Source organism: Cellulomonas sp. (assembly GCF_017744555.1).
Lineage (GTDB): Bacteria > Actinomycetota > Actinomycetes > Actinomycetales > Cellulomonadaceae > Cellulomonas.
Genome location: NZ_JAGIBD010000133.1, coordinates 1 through 522, shown reverse-complemented (window position 1 = coordinate 522; position 522 = coordinate 1). Strand labels below are relative to the sequence as shown.

Here is a 522-nt window from a genome sequence, read left to right as displayed (position 1 = left end):
GAGACAGGTTGTCGACCGCGTCGCCGGTCAGGGCGAGGTAGTCGGCGATCTGGTGCGCGTGCACGCCGTGCCGGGCCTTGACCCCGGCCGCGCCCCAGCGCTGGCCGCGCGCGTAGTCCCACTGCTCGTCGTGCTCGTCGAGCAGCTGCGACAGGTCCTTGTCGGCGGAAACAATGACGCCGCGATAGCCGGCCGGGCGCGCGCGGTGCAGGGCACTGCCGATCAGGTCGTCGGCCTCGTAGTCGCGGTCGGCGAGCACCGCCAGGCCGAGCGACGCGCACAGCGCCTTGCAGTGCGCGAACTGGCGGCGCAACTCTTCCGGCGCCGGATCGCGGTTGGCCTTGTAGGCCGGATACAGGCGGTTGCGGAAGCAGCTGTCCAGCGCCTCGTCGAAGGCGATGGCGATGTGGCGCGGACGCTCGCGCTCGAGCAGGTCGAGCAGGAAGCGGGCGAAGCCGTGCACGGCGTTGGTCGGCCAGCCGTGCGCATCGCGGAATTCATCCGGCATCGAGTGCCAGGCGC

1 pseudogene is annotated in these 522 nt (G+C 71.5%); it reads right to left on the bottom strand.

Annotation, left to right across the window (positions count from 1 at the left end):
• Window positions 1-522: pseudogene (locus tag J7523_RS20545) on the bottom strand (hypothetical protein); the annotation flags it as partial.